This window comes from Micromonospora arida, from assembly GCF_042873195.1.
Lineage (GTDB): Bacteria > Actinomycetota > Actinomycetes > Mycobacteriales > Micromonosporaceae > Micromonospora > Micromonospora arida.
Genome location: NZ_JBIALC010000008.1, coordinates 247553 through 263889, shown reverse-complemented (window position 1 = coordinate 263889; position 16337 = coordinate 247553). Strand labels below are relative to the sequence as shown.

The following is a 16337-nucleotide window of genomic DNA, read 5'->3' as shown; positions in this document are numbered from 1 at the left end:
GGCAACAACTTCATGATCAACAGGGCTGGCGGTGGGGTCGATTGGGGCGACGCGCGGGTTGGTGGGTGGTCGGTTTGGCGGGGGACTGCAGGCCGGCGTACACTTTCAGATCGGCGCACAGCGTCCACTCCGGCATGCCCACCCTGCGCTTCGGTGGGAGCTGGAGCCGCGGCTGGCGCGGGCTTCTGATTCTGATCAGATTTCCGTGTAAGACGTTGTGGGCCGCCCGGAGCAATCGACGTCAGGACAGCGGAGGACATGCCGAAAAAAGACGGAGCCATTGAGATCGAGGGTCGGGTCATCGAGCCCCTGCCGAACGCCATGTTCCGGGTGGAGCTCGCGAACGGCCACAAGGTGTTGGCTCACATCAGCGGCAAGATGCGGCAGCACTACATCCGCATCCTTCCGGAGGACCGGGTCGTCGTCGAACTTTCGCCGTACGACCTGACCCGCGGGCGCATCGTCTACCGCTACAAGTAGTCCTGACGACGGCCGGGAAGTCCCGTGTCCGTCTTCGACGTCCGGTGTCGCGCGCAGCGCGTAGCCGGGCCAGATGGGAAGTAAGGCAACCGTGAAGGTCAAGCCGAGCGTCAAGAGGATCTGCAACAAGTGCCGGGTTATCCGCCGGCACGGCCGGGTCATGGTCATCTGCAGCGACCCGCGCCACAAGCAGCGCCAGGGCTGACTCAGCCCGTCCGGCCGGAGCACGGCCGGGTGGCGTTGGTCCAGGCAGATCCTCAGCGACACACACATCACACATGCTCGTCCCAGCCGCGAGCGGTACGCCAGACGTACCTCTGCGTGGCTGACCCCCGGTCGGAGGCCGGGGCCCGCTCGGGCAGCGACCGATCCCGGTCGCCGGCGCTCACCGCGTCGGAAAGACGGGACGGCCGGTAGCGGGGTGGGACGGGTCCACACCTCCGCCACACATCACGAGGAGTACGCCCGCACATGGCACGTCTAGTCGGCGTGGATCTCCCCCGCGAAAAGCGGTTGGAGATCGCGCTCACCTACATCTTCGGGGTCGGTCGCACCCGCGCCCTGGAGACACTCGCCGCCACCGGCATCTCGCCGGACAAGCGCGCTCGGGACCTCACGGACGAGGAGCTCGTGCAGCTCCGCGACCACATCGAGGGCAACTACAAGGTTGAAGGCGACCTGCGCCGCGAGGTCGCCGCTGACATCCGCCGCAAGGTTGAGATCGGCTGCTACGCCGGCATCCGGCACCGCCGGGGCCTGCCCGTGCGTGGCCAGCGGACCAAGACCAATGCCCGGACCCGCAAGGGCCCGAAGCGGACCGTCGCCGGCAAGAAGAAGCCCGGCAAGAAGTAGTTCTTAACCGGATGACGGGGTCGGCCGCCGCCGAGGTGGGTCAGGCCGCAACCCAATCCGGAAAGTCAACTAGGAGCGCACAGACTTATGCCACCGAAGGCTCGTGCCGGAGCCGCTGTAAAGAAGGTCCGGCGCAAGGAACGCAAGAACGTCGCCCACGGGCAGGCGCACATCAAGAGCACGTTCAACAACACCATCGTGTCCATCACGGACCCGACCGGTGCGGTCATCTCCTGGGCCTCCGCTGGCCAGGTCGGCTTCAAGGGCTCCCGCAAGTCGACTCCGTTCGCTGCGCAGCTGGCCGCCGAGGCTGCCGCGCGTCGCGCCATGGAGCACGGCATGCGCAAGGTCGACGTGTTCGTCAAGGGCCCCGGCTCCGGCCGGGAAACCGCCATCCGTTCGCTGCAGGCCGTGGGCCTCGAGGTCGGGCAGATCGCCGACGTCACCCCGCAGCCGCACAACGGATGCCGTCCGCCGAAGCGTCGCCGGGTCTGAGAGGTAGAGAGAGATGGCTCGTTACACCGGTGCAGACTGCCGCCGTTGCCGGCGGGAGAAGATGAAGCTGTTCCTCAAGGGCAGCAAGTGCGATGGTCCGAAGTGCCCGTTCGAGTCCCGGCCGTTCCCGCCCGGGCAGCACGGCCGCGGCCGCACCAAGGAGACGGAGTACCTGCTCCAGCTCCGTGAGAAGCAGAAGGCCCGCCGGGTTTACGGCGTGCTGGAGAAGCAGTTCCGCGGTTACTACGAGGAAGCCGTTGGCAAGCAGGCCAAGACCGGTGAGGTCCTCCTGCAGATCCTCGAGTCGCGGCTCGACAACGTCGTTTACCGGGCCGGCTACGCCCACTCGCGGGACATGGCCCGCCAGCTGGTCAAGCACGGTCACTTCACGGTGAACGGCAAGAAGGTCGACATCCCGTCGTACCGCGTCAAGGAGCACGACATCATCGAGGTTCGGGGCAAGAGCAAGGAGCTCACCCCGTTCATCGTCGCGCAGGCTCAGGCCGGCTCGAAGACGGTTCCGGCGTGGCTTGAGGCCATCCCGAGCCAGATGAAGGTGCTCGTGCACTCCCTCCCGGCCCGGCAGGTCATCGACACGCAGGTCCAGGAGCAGTTGATCGTCGAGCTCTACTCCAAGTAGTCCGAGCTCGTTCGGTGGCCCGCCCTTCGGGGCGGGCCACCGGAACAGTTTGTGTCGTGGGCGTCAAATAGCGGGCGCCCCGGAAGAGAAGAGAAAAGATGCTCATCAGCCAGCGACCCTCCCTCTCCGAGGAGTCGATCAACGAGACCCGGTCCCGGTTCGCCATCGAGCCGCTGGAGCCGGGCTTCGGCTACACCCTGGGTAACTCGCTGCGGCGTACGCTGCTGTCGTCGATCCCGGGCGCGGCCGTCACCTCGATCAAGATCGACGGTGTGCTGCACGAGTTCACCACGATCCCCGGTGTCAAGGAGGACGTGGTCGAGCTCGTCATGAACATCAAGGAGCTGTGCGTCAGCTCCGAGCACGACGAGCCGGTCAGCATGTACCTGCGTAAGCAGGGCCCGGGCGACGTGACCGCGGGCGACATCCAGCCGCCGGCCGGCGTCTCGGTGCACAACCCGGATCTCAAGCTCGCCACCCTGAACGGCAAGGGCCGGCTCGACATGGAGCTGACCGTCGAGCGGGGCCGGGGCTACGTGACGGCGGCGCAGAACAAGCAGTCCGGTGCCGAGATCGGCCGGATCCCGGTCGACTCGATCTACTCGCCGGTGCTGAAGGTGACCTACCGCGTCGAGGCGACCCGTGTCGAGCAGCGCACCGACTTCGACCGGTTGATCATCGACGTCGAGACCAAGCCGTCGATGGGTCCGCGTACCGCGCTGGCCTCCGCCGGTTCGACGCTGGTGGAGCTGTTCGGGCTCGCCCGGGAGCTGGACGAGACCGCCGAGGGCATCGACATCGGGCCGTCCCCGCAGGACGCCCAGCTGGCGGCGGACCTCGCTCTGCCGATCGAGGAGCTGGACCTCACCGTCCGCTCCTACAACTGCCTCAAGCGCGAGGGCATCAACTCCGTTGGTGAGCTCATCGGGCGTACCGAGGCCGACCTCCTCGACATTCGCAACTTCGGTCAGAAGTCGATCGACGAGGTCAAGATGAAGCTCGCCGGGATGGGTCTCGGGCTGAAGGACTCGGCTCCGAACTTCGACCCGGCGCACGTCGTGGACACCTTCGGCGAGGCCGACTACGACACCGACGACTACCGCGAGACCGAGCAGCTCTAGTCCGCGCTGCCGCCACAACTGAGGAGCACCAAAAATGCCCACGCCCACCAAGGGCCCCCGCCTCGGCGGCAGCCCCTCGCACGAGCGGCTGATGCTGGCCAACCTGGCGACCGCGCTGTTCCAGCACGGGAAGATCCAGACCACCGAGACGAAGGCCCGGCGGCTGCGCCCGCTGGCCGAGCAGCTCATCACCAAGGCCAAGCGCGGTGACCTCGCCTCGCGGCGTCGGGTGCTGGGTGTCGTCAAGGACAAGGACGTGGTCTACGCCCTGTTCGACCAGATCGCGCCCCGGTACTCCAACCGCCCCGGCGGTTACACCCGGATCGTGAAGACCGGTCCGCGCAAGGGTGACAACGCGCCGATGGCCATCATCGAGCTGGTGGAGGAGCTTCAGGTCGCCGAGCCGAAGGTGAACAAGAAGACCGCCGCCCGCAAGGCTGCCCAGCAGGACAAGGTCGAGGCGCTCGCCCCGGCCGACGAGGCCCCGAAGTCGGCTCCGGCCGACCAGGACTCCGAGGCGCCGGTGTCGGCGTCCGGTGACACCGACGCCGCCCGCGAGGACAGCGACGAGGCCACCGAGAACAAGGCCTGATCAAGGGCATCGTCGGGCCCGGCACCCCATCGGGGTGCCGGGCCCGACCCGTAACAGGAGGTACGAGGTGGACGAGCGGATCCGGCTGCGGCTGGACGTCTCGTACGACGGCACCGGCTTCTCCGGCTGGGCAGCCCAGCCGACCAGGCGCACCGTCGCGGGGGTGCTCGTCGAGACCCTGGACCTGGTCCTGGGCGCCGGTACGGCCACCGGGCTGACGGTGGCCGGGCGGACCGACGCGGGAGTGCACGCCACGGGGCAGGTGTGCCACGTGGACCTGCCCGTGGACGTGTGGCGGCAGCACGAGGGACGGCTGCTGCGTCGCCTGGCCCGGCTGCTCCCCACCGACGTGCGGGTACGGGCGATGACCGAGGTACCGGCCGACTTCGACGCCCGGTTCTCGGCCACCTTCCGGCGCTACGAGTACCGGGTCACCGACGCGCCCTTCGGTGCCGAGCCGTTGCGCCGCCACGAGGTGCTGGCCTGGCCGAAGCCGTTGGAGCTGGCCGCGCTGAACGCCGCCGCGACCGGGCTGGTGGGGGAGCACGACTTCGCCGCGTACTGCCGGCGCAAGGAGCACGCGACCACGCTGCGCGAGGTGACCCGGCTGGACTGGCGGCGCGACCCGGACGGCATCCTGGTCGCCACCGTGCAGGCCGACGCGTTCTGTCAGGCGATGGTGCGCAGCCTGGTGGGAGCCATGCTGGTGGCCGGGGACGGCCGCCGTCCGGTCGAGTGGCCGGGCACCCTGCTCACTCAGCGGGAGCGGTCCAGCGAGGTGACCGTGGCCCCCGCGCGCGGGCTGACCCTGGTCGCCGTCGGCTACCCGGCGGATCCGGCCGAGTACGCCCACCGCGCCACCCTCACCCGCCGGTTGCGGGTCCCGATCGAGGGTTGACCGTCCGCGGGGTCAGTCGCCCGGCAGATCGCCCTGGTTGGCGTTGCTGCCGGTAGGTGCCGTCGTCGGTTGCGCGGCGGTGCCACCGTCGGCCCGGCTCTGCAGCACGCCCCGGCTGAGGTGCAGCTCGATCATGTCGAACAGGATCTCGCGGACCTTGGCGTCACCCGCCTTGACCGCCGCCCCGTCCTTGCGGACCACCAGCGCGTACGCCAGGTAGTGGCCACGGACCTGCCAGCCGACGCGTGACGGAGCGCGGGCCAGGACATCGGTGCCGTCGGCGTCGTCGGCGGTGAGGCCACGGAAGCGGCCCTGCCGCTCGTCGAGCAGTTGCCGGAGCCGGTCTCGGGCTCGTTCCGCGCTCACCTTGTCGGTGAGGTTGAACAGGCCGGCGGTGACCAGGTGGCTGTCGTCGGGCGTGCTCAGCGTGGCCCGGACGACCTGGTTGCAGCCGAGCCGGACCAGCAGGTCGGCCACCTCGTCGGTGGCGGCGACGGCGCAACTGCCACTGGACTGTGTCTTGAGCACCTGGTAGCTCGGCTGGCCGTCGGTGAGCTTCAGTTCCTTGCCGGGGAAGAGTTCCTTGGCGGTGAGCGGGGCCTGGTCGGTGTCCCGGGAGTCGAGGGCCAGCCGTTCCGGCGGTGCCGACGTCGGGGCGGCGTTCGGCTGGTACGTCGGGTTGCTCTGTGGCTGCTCGTTGCGGTCGATGAGCAACGCGGCGGCGCCGAGACCGCAGAGGGCGAGCAGCACCAGGACGGCTGCCCCGCCGATCATTACCTGCCACAGTCGACCGCCGCCGCGCCGGGTGGGCGGCTCCGCCGACGTCGCCGAGGTGTAGATCTGGCTGCGCGGCGGGGCGGGCGGGATGTCGGCACGTGTCGGCAGTGGCTGCGACGCAACGGCACGAGCCGGCGCTGGCTGCGACGAGGGCAGCGAGAGCTGGTTCGGCCGGGGCAGCGACGGCGTGGGGAAGCGCGACGGAGAGGGCCCGGCCGCCGGGGGCGGACCGGCGCCGAGCACCGACAGGTCGGACCCGGGCTCCGGGTACTCCTCGAAAGCGTCCTCATCGGACTGGTACCGATACACCATGTCGCCCAGAGTAGGAGGCATTGTCCCTTTAGGGGGTAATATCGGGGAAATGTGCGTGTGGGCCGTGTCAGGTCCGCCCCGGACCGGTGCGAGAATCACCGGGTGACCGGCGACCACTACTTCACTGCTCAACCCACCAGCGACGCCCCGGCGCGCGAGGTCGAGTTCTCCGTCGCCGACCGCGACTACCGGCTCTCCTCAGCCGGCGGGGTGTTCTCCGCCAGCCGGCTCGACCCGGGCACCGCGGTGCTGCTGCGCAAGGCCGAGCTGCCCGCCGCCGACACCACCGGCGACCTGCTCGACCTTGGCTGCGGGTTCGGGCCGATCAGCTGCGTGCTGGCCGACCTCGCGCCCACCAGCACCATCTGGGCCGTCGACGTCAACGCCCGGGCCCGCGAGCTGACCGCCGCCAACGCGGCTCGGGTCGGCGCCGCCGACCGGGTCCGGGTCAGCGCGCCGGACGACGTTCCGGACGGCGTCCGCTTCGCCCAGATCTGGTCGAACCCGCCCATCCGGATCGGCAAGGACGGGCTGCACGACCTGTTGCTGCGCTGGCTGCCCCGACTCGCCCCGGACGGTGTCGGCTGGTTGGTCGTCGCCCGGCACCTCGGCGGCGACTCCCTGCAACGCTGGCTCACCGAGCAGAGCTGGCAGGTCGAGCGGTACGCCAGCCAGAAGGGCTTCCGGGTGCTGCGCGTCACCCGGTAATTGGATGTACCCCCCGACCCTCGTTGGGGCAGGATCCCGGCGTGGGATACGTGGACGTGGCAGCGGTCGGGCACATCCTGCCCGACGGTCGGGAACTCTTCGCCGACGTGTCGTTCCGGGTCGGGGAGGGCAGCAAGGTCGCCCTGGTCGGGCCGAACGGCGCGGGAAAGACGACGCTGCTGAGGATGGTCGCCGGCGACCTGCCGGTGCGCAGCGGCGTCGTCGCGCGGGCCGGCGGGCTGGGTGTGATGCGCCAGTTCATCGGCATGATCGGTGACGAGTCGACCCTCGCCGACCTGGCGTTGTCGCTGGCCCCTCCGGCGCTTCGCGATGCCGGCCGGCGGCTCGGCGAGACCGAGGCGGCCATGCGGGCGACCGAGGCCCACGGCAAGTTCAGCAACGCCGCGGGCAAGGCCCAGCTGGCGTACGCCGATGCGCTCGGCGCCTGGGGCGAGGCCGGCGGGTACGACGCCGAGGTGCTCTTCGACACCGTCGCGACCATCGTGCTCGGCCAGCCGTGGGACGCCGTACGGGACCGTCCGGTGCGTACCCTCTCCGGCGGCCAGCAGAAGCGCTTCGCCCTGGAGTTGCTGCTGCGCGGCCCGGACGAGGTGCTGCTGCTCGACGAACCGGACAACTTCCTCGACGTGCCCGGCAAACGCTGGCTGGAGGCGCGACTGCGCGAGTCGACGAAGTCGGTGCTCTACGTCTCGCACGACCGCGAGCTGCTGGCCCAGAGCGCCGACCGGGTGGTCGCCGTCGAGGGTGGCAGCGCCTGGGTGCACCCCGGCGGCTTCGCCAGTTGGCACGAGGCTCGGGTGGCTCGGCACGCCCGCCTCGACGAGCTGCGCCGGCGCTGGGACGAGGAGCACCAGAAGCTGCGCGAGCTGATGCTGATGTACAAGCAGAAGGCCGCGTACAACGACGGGTTGGCCTCGCGTTACCAGGCCGCGCAGACCCGGTTGCGCAAGTTCGAGGAGGCCGGGCCGCCGCCCGTACCGCCGAAGGACCAGGACATCCGGATGCGGCTCAGCGGCGGGCGGACCGGCAAGCGCGCGGTCGTCTGCGAGCAGCTGGAGCTCGACGGCCTGACATTCCCCTTCGACCTGGAGATCTGGTACGGCGACCGGGTGGCGGTGCTCGGTGCCAACGGCACCGGCAAGTCGCACTTCCTGCGGCTGTTGGCCCGCGGCGGCACCGACCCGGACCCGGCGAACGGGCCGGTCGACGGTGCGGGCGCGCTCGCTCCGGTGGCGCACGAGGGCACGGCCCGCCTCGGTGCCCGGGTCCGCCCCGGGCACTTCTCCCAGACCCACGACCGGCCGGAGCTGATGTCGAAGACGCTCGTCGAGATCCTCTGGCGGGGCGACGAGCACCGCACCGGGATGGACCGGCACGCGGCGATGGGTGTGCTCAGTCGCTACGAGCTGGCCGCGCAGGGCGACCAGCGCTTCGGCACGCTCTCCGGCGGGCAGCAGGCCCGGTTCCTGGTGTTGCTGTTGGAGCTGTCCGGGGCGACCCTGCTGCTGCTCGACGAGCCCACCGACAACCTCGACCTGGCCAGCGCGGAAGCGCTCGAAGCGGGCCTGACCGCCTTCGAGGGCACGGTGATCGCGGTCACCCACGATCGCTGGTTCACCCGCTCGTTCGACCGGTTCGTGTTGTTCCGAGGCGACAGCGAGGTGGTGGAGACTCCGGAACCGGTCTGGGACGTCGGGTGACGGGCGCCGGGCCGGCATAGGGTGGATCTCGTGACTGAGATGACCTATCGCCGGCTGGGCGACTCCGGGCTCGTGGTGTCCGTGGTCGGCATCGGCTGCAACAACTTCGGCCGCAAGTTGGACCTCGACGGCACCCGGGCGGTGGTGGACGCGGCCCTGGACGCCGGGATCAACCTCTTCGACACCGCCGACATCTACGGCGAGCCGCAGGGCGGTTCCGAGGAACTGCTCGGGCAGGCGCTCAAGGGCCGCCGGGACGACGTGGTGGTGGCCACCAAGTTCGGCATGGACATGAACGGCCTCAACGGGCCGGACTACGGCGCTCGTGGTGCGCGGCGCTACATCGCCCGCGCGGTGGAGGCGTCGCTGCGCCGGCTCGGCACCGACCACATCGACCTGTACCAGATGCACGAGCCCGACCCGGGCACCCCGATCGACGAGACCCTCGCCGCCCTGGACGACCTGGTTCGCGACGGCAAGGTGCGCTACCTGGGCAACTCCAACTTCGCCGGCTGGCAGATCGCCGACGCGGACTGGGTCGCCTCGTCCAACGGCCGGTCCCGCTTCATCAGCGCGCAGAACCACTACAGCCTGCTGGAGCGCTCGGTGGAGGCCGAGGTGATCCCGGCGTGCGAGCGGTTCGGCCTCGGCATGCTGCCGTTCTTCCCGCTCGCCAACGGCCTGCTCACCGGCAAGTACAAGCGGGAGGGTCAGCCGCCGGCCGGCAGCCGGCTCTCCGGTGGTGGCCGGTACGCGGAGCGGCTCGCCGCAGCCGACTGGGACACCATCGAGGCGATCGAGGCGTACGCGGCCGAGCGGGGTCTGACGATGCTCCAGGTGGCGATCGGCGGTCTGGCCGCCCAGCCGGCGGTGACCTCGGTGATCGCCGGTGCCACCACGCCCGATCAGGTGCGCGCCAACGCCGCCGCCGGCACCTGGGAGCCCAGCGACGAGGGCCTGGCGGCGCTGCGCGCCATTCTCTGAGCGCGGCGAGACGCGTGCCTCGTCGTGCGCGGGGGCGTGCGCCGCGCTTGATCCACTCGCGTTCCTTGAAGTCGGGGTGACCTGTCGCGCGGGACACCCCGACTTCCGGGAAGTCGAGTCGATCACGAGCCAGTCAGACGGCGACGGGCCGGGCCGCTTGTCGCGGCCCGGCCCGGTCGTTGAGTGCGCGTCGGAGCGTTGGTTGGTCAGTCGGTGCGGCGGCGGCCGAAGAGCATGGCCACCCCCATCGCCGCGGCGACGAGCACGAGGCCGGCCGCCGCGAACGGCCACCAACCGGTGCCGGCCCCGCCGTCCGCTGGCCTGGTCACCGCGACCGGCGCGGGCGCCGGCGGTGACTGCGCCGCCTTCGCCTGCACCGTGGCGGTGGCCTTGCCCGCCAGAGGCGCGGGGGAGTTCACCGACACCTTCCACATGCCGGTGGAGAGCACCGGGCCGCTGCTGTAGAAACCCTGCCCCTCGGGCTGCGGTTCGAGCTGCACCGGCCCGACCTGCTGCCCGTCCGGGCCGGTGGCGGTGAGGACCAACCGCACCACCTGCTCCAGCCGGCGGCCATCGGCGTAGGTGGCCTGGATGGTGACGCCCTGAGCCCCGTCGCCGGCCACAGTGAGCTTGAGCTTGTCGGCCTGCGCCGCCGGGGCGGCCTGAGCGGCCTGCGCCGCCGCCGGGACGGCGGCGGACAGGGTCAGGGCCAGTCCGACGACCACGGCGGCCAGGACCTTGCGGATACTCGTCACGGACATCTCCTCCCTACCGATGAGGGAGGCCCCTCCCCGACGCCGCAGCGCCGGGAAGGGGCCTCGTCGGATCAGAGCTGGCGACCGGGTGCCAGCCGGGTGGCATCGCCACCGAGCCGCCCGGTGCCCTTGACCGAGTCGCCGTCGTTCGCCTTGACCCCGGCCTTGCTGGCCGCGCCGCCGAGCCTAACGATCATGGCGTCGGCGTCCCGGATCAGAACGTCCCGGACCTCTGCCTCGGGCACCAGCGTGGCGTCGCTGGCGAGCGTCCGGAACGCGGTCAGCTGCCGGACGGCAGCCTTGTCGTCGCCGGCCGCCTCGGACGCGCGAACAGCGTCGAGCTTGTTCGACAGCTGCTTGTGCGCCTTGGTCGAGAGCCGCCCCGTCGCCTTGAACCGGTCCAGCAGACTCTGCATGTCCCGGAACGAGGTGGTGACGAAGAACCGAACCGTCGAGGTGGTCTTGTTGCCCGCCTTGTCGGTCGCGGTAACGGTCAGCTCGTGCAGGCCGAGCGACAGGTCGTACATGGCCTGCAGGGTGCCACTGGTGTACGCCTGGCCGTCGAGCTGACCGACCACGCTCGCGATGCCCGAGGTCGGGTCGACGGCCTGCCAGGCCACCCGGACGTCCTGGCTGTCGCCGTAGAGCTGGCCGTCGGCCAGCCCGGACACCAGCAGCGTCGGCTTGGTGCCGTCGATGCGCAGCACCGCCGACTTCAGCGTCTCGACGTTGCCCGCCTTGTCCGTCGAGCGGAACAGCAGCTCGTGCTGCCCGTCACCGGTCACCTCGACCGGCGTCGAGTACGGCGTCCACGCGCCACCGTCCAGCGACCACTCCACCGTCTTGACGCCGGAACCGGCGTCGGTGGCGGCCAGCACGACCGGGATGGTCCCGTTGTGCCAACCGGCGTCGTTCGCCGGAGCGAACGTCGCCGAGGTCACCGGCGCGGTGGCGTCGATCTTGACCGAGACGGTCTTGGTCGCCTCCACGTTGCCGGCCTTGTCCGTCGAGCGGAACCGGAGCTCGTGCTCGCCGTCCCCGCTGACCGCCACCGGAGCGGTGTACGCCGTCCAGGTGGTGGCACCGTCCAGCTGGTACTCCGTACCGGCGAGCCCGCTACCGCCGGCCTCGTCGGCACCGGTGAGCGTGATCGTCACCGGCCCGGTGTGCCACCCGTCGGTCGGGGTGCCGGAAACCGCCGCGGTGGTCACCGGTGCCGTCTCGTCGGCCACCTTCGTGCTGAGCCGGAAGTAGTCGAACGAGGCGGTCTTCGACGCCGTCTGGTTGGCGCCGAGGGTGAACAGCCCGACCTTCGGGGTGGCACCCACCGCGCTGTTGGTCAGCGCCTCCAACGCGGTCCAGGTCGTCCCGTCGGCCGAGTACGACGCGGTGAACGTGTCGCCCGTGCGGGCCAGCCGCAGGTGCCACACCGCCGAGGTCAGGTTGCCCGCCTCGGGCTGCGGGTTCTGGACCACCCCGGCGATCTCGCTGCGGAACTCGATCCGCCGCGTCACCGCCTGGCCGGCCTGGTTGTCCGCGATGAAGTCGAGCTTCAGGTAGTTGTCGTCGTCCGCCTGCACGAGCAGACCGGCCTGCTGGTACTGCTCGTTCAGCAGGCTGCCGTCGACCTTCGTCTCCAGGGTCCAGTCGCCGGACGGCGCGGTCTGGAGGATGAAGTTCTTCGGCCCGGTGTTGTCGGTGCCGTAGATGTCACCGTTGGGCACGTCGATCCGCAACGCGCCATCGGTGACCCGGTAACCGCTCGGGTCCTCCCGCGTCACGGCGTCCCACCGGCACTTGTCCAACGTGCTGCCGGTGAACTCGTCCGACGGGTCGACCGGGCCGGCCGGAGCGTCCGGCGTGACCTGGAACGAGTCGAACGCGGCGTCGACAACAGGCGCCTCGGTGCCTCCGTTGAGCGCGAAGACCCCGATCCGCGGGTTGGTGATGCCCTCGAGCGCGGCCGAACGGCCGACCGGGGTGAAGGTCTGCCCGTCGCCCGAGACGGACGCGGTCAGGTTCGTCCCGTCGCTGGTGATCCGCAGGTACACGGTGTCACCGGCAGGTGCGTTGGTGGCGTCGGCGGCCTCGTTGCGAGGAGTGGCCGCCGTCTCCCGGATGAACTCCACCCGACGGCTGCCGTTGTACAGCAGGTCCACCTTGGCGTAGTTGTCGTCGTCGCCGTACACCAGCAGACCTGCCTGCTGGTAGTTGGCCGTCACCGGCAGGGTGACCTTGGTGGTCATCTCCCACGCGCCGGTCGGGGCCGCCTGGAGCACCAGGTTCGTGGCGTCGTTGCGAGCGCCGTAGAGGTCACCAACGCCGGTGGGCAGCCGGAGCGCGCCGCCACTGAGCGAGTAGAGCTGGTTCTCCCGGATCACGCTGGTCCAGCGGGCCTTGTCGAGGCTGTTGCCGTTGAAGTCGTCCGAACGCGCCCCGAAGCAGGACGTGTCCGGCGCGTCGACCCGCACCGGCACGGTGGCGTACGACTTGGCGCCCTTGCTGTCGGTCACCGTGAGGGTGGCCGTGAAGGTGCCCGCGCTGGTGTAGGTGTGGCTGGCGTCCAGGGTGGTCGCCGAGCCTCCGTCACCGAAGTCCCAGGCGTACGTCAACGGGGTGTCGCCCTCGGCGTCGGTGGCCGTGCCGTCGAAGGCGACGGTGACCGGTGCGGTGCCGGTGGCCGGGGTGGCCGTGGCGCTGACCACCGGCGGCCCGTTCTCGGTGACACCGCGGCCGACGAAGTCCATCCAGTTGACGTTGAACAGCGAACCCGTTCCGCCGTTCGGATCGCGGGCCAGGAAGTACAGCGAGCCGCTCGCGGCGCCGGTGACCGGTGCGCTCACGTCCGTGTACGTCTGCCACGCGCCGGTCGACGGTACGACGGCCGTGGCGACCACCGGTCCGTCAACAGCACCCGCGCGAACCTCGATCCGACCGCCGGCGGCGGCGGAGGCGGCCCGGAAGCGGATCTCGGTGATGTTGGTCAGGTTCGCCGGGGCGACCGACCACCAGTCACCGTCCTCGATGAAGGCGATGCTCTGGCCGCCACCGGCGCTGTCGGCACCGGCCTCGCGCTGCACGCCGGGGTCCCCACCGCCGGTGCTCACCGGGGCGCGCCCGGTGGCGGTGAAGTACTCGGCCTGCTTCTGCTTCGGCTGGAGGACCTCGATCTGCCGGCCGGTCAGGGCACCGGAGCCGCCGGCACCACCCTCGTCGGTGTAGGTGGCCTCGAAGACCGCGAAGACGTTCGCCTCGGCGCCGTGCCCGGAGGCGAGCGACGTCTGGACGGTGCCGGTGCAGCCGGTGTGCTGCTCCAGCGGGTGGGCGTGCTCGTCGTGACCGAGCAGCACCTGAAGCTGCACCTTGTCACAGTCGATCTGCCCGTCCTCGGGGTCGGTCACCTTGATCGAGTAGCGGACCTGGTCACCCCAGTTGAAGAAGCCGCCGTCCGGTGGGAACTCGATGGAGACCGTCGGCGCGGTGTTGCCCACGGTGACCGGCACGTTGGCCACCGCGGTCCGGCCCTTGGGGTTGGTGACGGTGAGCTGGGCGGTGTAGTTGCCCGCCGTGGCGTACGTGTGGGTCGGGTTGGCCTCGGTCGAGGTCTGCCCGTCGCCGAACGTCCAGGCGTAGGTGAGCGCGCCACCGTCCGGGTCCCGGGAACCGGCGCTGGAGAAGGTCACCGTCAACGGTGCCGGCCCCGAGATCGGGTTGGCGGACGCTGCGGCGATCGGGGCGCGGTCACCGGCGGTGTAGTCGATCCGGTAGACGCCCGAGTTGTCGTTGTTGCCGCCGAAGCCGCTGCCCCACTCGATCAGGTACAGCGCCCCGTCCGGACCGAACTCGAAGTCCATCGGCCGGACCATGCTCATGCCGGTGAGCAACTGGTTGATGTCCACCAACGACTTGCCGTCGGGGGTCAACTGCATGGTGTACATCTTGTTCTGGTTCCACTCGCCGAGCAGAGCCTTGCCGTCGTAGTACGCCGGCCACTTGCGGTTCGAGTTCAGGTCGGCGTCGTAGCGGTAGACCGGGCCGCCCATCGGGGCACCGCCGCCACCGATCTCCGGGTAACGCGCGTCACCGGCGTACCCGTAGTCGACGGTCGCCGGAACCACCGGCGGGAGGTTGGTCAGGCCGGTGTTGTTGGGCGAGTTGTTCACCGGTGCGGCGCAGTCGAACTTCGGACCGCTCGGGCCGGACGGGAACGTGTAGTCGTTGTACGCCTCGTTCGTGCCCGTGCAGTACGGCCAGCCGTAGTTGCCCGGGGTGACGACGTTCCACTCGACCAGACCGCGGGGGCCCCGGTTCGGGTTGTCCGCGTTGGCGTCCGGTCCGTAGTCCGCGACGTACAGCGTGTTGGTCTTCGGGTCGGTGCCGATCCGGAACGGGTTGCGGAAGCCCATCGCGTAGATCTCGGGACGGGTCTTCTCGGTGCCCGCCGCGAAGAGGTTGCCCGCCGGAACGGTGTACGTTCCGTCGTCCTCCGGGTGGATCCGGATCACCTTGCCGCGCAGGTCGTTGGTGTTGGCGGAGGTGCGCTGCGCGTCGTAGTCCTGGCGGCCCGACCGCTCGTCGAGCGGCGAGTACGAGTTCGACTCGAACGGGTTGGTGTTGTCACCGGTGGCCAGGTAGAGGTTGCCGTCGCCGTCGAAGGTCATGCTGCCGCCGGCGTGGCAGCAGGTGTTGCGCTGGGTGTCGACCCGTAGCACCTGCTTTTCGCTGGCCAGGTCGATGGTGTCGCCGGTCACCGTGAACCGGGACAGCAGGTTGCGGGTGACCCCGTCGTTCGGGGCGTAGTACAGGTACACCCACTTGTTGGTGGCGAAGTCCGGGTCGAGCCGGATGCCGATGAGGCCGTCCTCGTTACCGGTGAAGACGTCCAGGTCGACGGCGGTGACGGTGTTGCCGGTGTCCGGCTTCACGATCTGCACGCGACCGTCGCGCTCGATGTAGAAGACCCGCCCGTCGGGGGCGACGTCCAGCTCCATCGGGTTGCTGGTGTTGCTGTCCAGCGTGACCTTCTCGAAGTTCGAGGTCTTCGAGGCGCCGCAGTCGGCGTTCTCGACACCGGCCGCGGTGCGGATGCCGCCGAGCAGGTGGGACAGGAACTCGGGCTCGGCGTACGACTCCCGGGTGTGCCCCAGGCCCGTGTACCAGGAGCGGCCACCGTCGTAGTCCTGACACCAGGCGACCGGGTGGTCCGCACCCATCGCGCCGGCGCCGGGGGTGTAGCTCTTCTCGTCCAGGCTGGCCAGCACGTGCACGTCCGGCCGGGGGTTGCTCTGGTAGTTGTACCACTCGTCGAACCGGGACCACCGGTCCGGCAACCCGGCCGTGGACGGGTGGGCGTGGTCCTCCACCTTGACCGTGGCCTGCTGGTTCTGCGGGTGGTTGGCGAAGTACGCGCCGACCAGGTCGCCGTACCAGGCCCAGCTGTACTCGGTGTCCGACGCGGCGTGGATGCCGACGTAGCCGCCGCCGGCCTTCACGTAGCGCTCGAACGCCGCCTGCTGGTCGGCGTTGAGCACGTCACCGGTGGTGGAGAGCCAGATCACCGCCTTGTACTTCGCCAGGTTGGCGTCGTTGAATGCGGCGCCGTCCTCGGAGTTGTCCACTGTGAATCCGTTGGCGACGCCGAGTTGCTGGATGGCGGCGACGCCGGTGGGGATGGAGTCGTGCCGGAAGCCGGCGGTCTTGGAGAAGACGAGGACGGAGAAGGGATCGGCCGCGGCCTTTGGCGCCTTCGGCGCCACCTGGCTGACCGGGGCTGCGGCTTTCGCATCCCGTGGGGGAACCTGGGCGGCCGCCTGCGCGGGCGCGCCGAACAGGGTGGTCGAGGCCATGGCCAGGGAGATCAGGGTTGCGGTGATGGGTGTACGGGCACGACGAGAACGGGACACGCCGCCTCCTGTGTCGTAGTGACAGAGCTCGCGGGAGTCGGCTCGCCGAAGGCCGTCCCTGATGGAGCCGGTGGTCACACCGTGCCAGGGTGCCCCCAC

Annotated in this window: 14 protein-coding genes; 11 read left to right on the top strand and 3 right to left on the bottom strand. The window is 70.2% G+C overall.

Annotated features, from left to right (window positions below; translation table 11 throughout):
- Positions 1-258 precede the first annotated feature (258 nt).
- From infA to truA, 8 genes are all read left to right on the top strand, one after another.
- Positions 259-480 carry a translation initiation factor IF-1 gene (gene infA / locus ACFYP0_RS23845; protein WP_007073013.1) on the top strand — a complete coding sequence of 74 codons (222 nt, stop codon included), beginning with the start codon at positions 259-261 and terminating at the stop codon, positions 478-480.
- 91 nt (positions 481-571) lie between these two features.
- On the top strand, positions 572-685 hold the full coding sequence (rpmJ, locus tag ACFYP0_RS23840) for a 50S ribosomal protein L36 (protein ID WP_043965539.1): 114 nt from the start codon (positions 572-574) through the stop codon (positions 683-685).
- Between the two features lie 266 nt (positions 686-951).
- Positions 952-1332: a 30S ribosomal protein S13 gene (gene rpsM, locus ACFYP0_RS23835; protein WP_030329917.1), complete on the top strand. Its 381-nt coding sequence runs from the start codon at positions 952-954 to the stop codon at positions 1330-1332.
- A gap of 87 nt (positions 1333-1419) precedes the next feature.
- The gene (gene rpsK / locus ACFYP0_RS23830; RefSeq protein WP_030329919.1) at positions 1420-1827 is read left to right on the top strand and encodes a 30S ribosomal protein S11; all 408 of its coding nucleotides are present in this window, start codon (positions 1420-1422) and stop codon (positions 1825-1827) included.
- Between the two features lie 13 nt (positions 1828-1840).
- Positions 1841-2467, top strand: a complete 627-nt coding sequence (gene rpsD / locus ACFYP0_RS23825) for a 30S ribosomal protein S4 (protein WP_030489600.1) — start codon at positions 1841-1843, stop codon at positions 2465-2467.
- A 98-nt stretch (positions 2468-2565) separates the two neighbouring features.
- A complete protein-coding gene (locus tag ACFYP0_RS23820) occupies positions 2566-3588 on the top strand; it encodes a DNA-directed RNA polymerase subunit alpha (RefSeq protein ID WP_007465227.1) in 1023 nt (340 codons plus the stop codon).
- Positions 3589-3622: 34 nt separating this feature from the next.
- Positions 3623-4180 carry a 50S ribosomal protein L17 gene (gene rplQ / locus ACFYP0_RS23815; protein WP_053653920.1) on the top strand — a complete coding sequence of 186 codons (558 nt, stop codon included), beginning with the start codon at positions 3623-3625 and terminating at the stop codon, positions 4178-4180.
- Positions 4181-4247: 67 nt separating this feature from the next.
- Positions 4248-5078, top strand: coding sequence for a tRNA pseudouridine(38-40) synthase TruA (gene truA / locus ACFYP0_RS23810; RefSeq protein ID WP_355498991.1), 831 nt, complete (start codon positions 4248-4250; stop codon positions 5076-5078).
- 12 nt (positions 5079-5090) lie between these two features.
- Here truA and ACFYP0_RS23805 read toward each other — a convergent pair whose 3' ends face one another.
- Positions 5091-6167 (bottom strand): hypothetical protein, encoded by a 1077-nt coding sequence (locus ACFYP0_RS23805; protein ID WP_386997619.1) that lies wholly within the window; start codon positions 6165-6167, stop codon positions 5091-5093.
- A 102-nt stretch (positions 6168-6269) separates the two neighbouring features.
- Here ACFYP0_RS23805 and ACFYP0_RS23800 point away from each other — a divergent pair, with 102 nt between their 5' ends.
- The 3 genes from ACFYP0_RS23800 to ACFYP0_RS23790 are packed head-to-tail and all read left to right on the top strand — an operon-like array spanning position 6270 to position 9580.
- Positions 6270-6875, top strand: a complete 606-nt coding sequence (locus ACFYP0_RS23800) for a class I SAM-dependent methyltransferase (protein WP_203120235.1) — start codon at positions 6270-6272, stop codon at positions 6873-6875.
- A 41-nt stretch (positions 6876-6916) separates the two neighbouring features.
- On the top strand, positions 6917-8596 hold the full coding sequence (locus tag ACFYP0_RS23795) for an ABC-F family ATP-binding cassette domain-containing protein (RefSeq protein ID WP_124860522.1): 1680 nt from the start codon (positions 6917-6919) through the stop codon (positions 8594-8596).
- Between the two features lie 21 nt (positions 8597-8617).
- Positions 8618-9580, top strand: a complete 963-nt coding sequence (locus ACFYP0_RS23790; protein ID WP_356976367.1) for an aldo/keto reductase — start codon at positions 8618-8620, stop codon at positions 9578-9580.
- Positions 9581-9786: 206 nt separating this feature from the next.
- Here ACFYP0_RS23790 and ACFYP0_RS23785 read toward each other — a convergent pair whose 3' ends face one another.
- Together ACFYP0_RS23785 and ACFYP0_RS23780 are read right to left on the bottom strand one after the other, a co-directional pair.
- The gene (locus ACFYP0_RS23785; RefSeq protein ID WP_386997616.1) at positions 9787-10335 is read right to left on the bottom strand and encodes a hypothetical protein; all 549 of its coding nucleotides are present in this window, start codon (positions 10333-10335) and stop codon (positions 9787-9789) included.
- Positions 10336-10406: 71 nt separating this feature from the next.
- Positions 10407-16238, bottom strand: coding sequence for a ThuA domain-containing protein (locus ACFYP0_RS23780; protein ID WP_386997614.1), 5832 nt, complete (start codon positions 16236-16238; stop codon positions 10407-10409).
- Positions 16239-16337: the final 99 nt, after the last annotated feature.